Origin of the sequence: Pseudomonas sp. EL_65y_Pfl2_R96 (assembly GCF_963970905.1) — a bacterium.
Taxonomy (GTDB): domain Bacteria; phylum Pseudomonadota; class Gammaproteobacteria; order Pseudomonadales; family Pseudomonadaceae; genus Aquipseudomonas.
Genome location: NZ_CAXAQH010000245.1, coordinates 1 through 504 on the forward strand (window position 1 = coordinate 1; position 504 = coordinate 504).

Genomic DNA, 504 nt, shown 5'->3' on the forward strand with positions numbered 1-504 from the left:
GCCCAAGTCTTCCTGGGCGCTGCTATCGGTTTTTTCAGTCATTAGATGGCGTTTCGCAAGCTGAGATTTACAGGATGCGGTTGCAGATAAACCTGCTGCGCAATGTACGGGTCCGGATTGAGGCGAAAGTGATGCTTGAGCAGGGTCAACGGCACGACCAGCGGCACGATGCCGAGGCGGTACTGGCCGATGACATGTTGCATCTCTTGTTTGTCTTCGGCGCTGATCGCCTGTTTCAGATACCCGCTGATGTGTAACAGGACGTTGCTGTGCGTGCCACGGGTGGCGCATTTTTTAAGCGCCGCCATCAGTTCGCTGAAGTAGCGTGGGCCCAGTTGCGCAGGGTCGCTCTGCGCCATGTTGCCTAACAACTGCCCCAGTGCCTTGTATTGCAGAGGGTTGTGGGCCATCAGCTGATATTTGTAGCGCGAATGGAATTCCGTGAGGGCACGGCGGCTCAGGCCTTGGGCAAGCAACTGCTGCCAGTCGCGGTAGGCGAGCACG

1 protein-coding gene is annotated in these 504 nt (G+C 57.3%); it reads right to left on the reverse strand.

The genetic code is table 11. The features are described 5' to 3' along the window. Window positions 1-41 precede the first annotated feature (41 nt). A partial coding sequence (locus AACY49_RS30435) for a YbgA family protein (protein ID WP_339527982.1) occupies window positions 42-504 on the reverse strand: 463 nt, incomplete at its 5' end.